A 257-nucleotide genomic window follows, 5' to 3' on the forward strand; every position below is an offset into this window, starting at 1 on the left:
CTGGCCAGGGCCATGATCGACCAGGGCAGCGCGGTGGTTTCCGAGTTCCCTCTGGATACCCCGGCGCGTGCGGAACACTTCCCCCGGCGCAATCGAATCATCAGTGGCCTGGCCTTGGGCGTGCTGGTGGTGGAGGCCAGCGTCGCCAGCGGTTCGCTGATTACCGCGCGGCTGGCGGCGGAGCAAGGCCGCGAGGTGTATGCCATCCCCGGTTCTATCCACCACCCCGGTGCCCGGGGCTGCCACCAGTTGATCCG

The 257-nt window shown here is 68.5% G+C and carries 1 protein-coding gene; it reads left to right on the forward strand.

Annotation, left to right across the window (positions count from 1 at the left end; translation table 11 throughout):
* On the forward strand, nucleotides 1-257 hold a 257-nt coding region (locus SB756_RS32135; protein ID WP_410913510.1), incomplete at both ends, for a DNA-processing protein DprA.

This window comes from Pseudomonas sp. SIMBA_068 (genome assembly GCF_046534705.1).
In the GTDB taxonomy this organism is placed as follows: Bacteria; Pseudomonadota; Gammaproteobacteria; order Pseudomonadales; family Pseudomonadaceae; genus Aquipseudomonas; species Aquipseudomonas putida.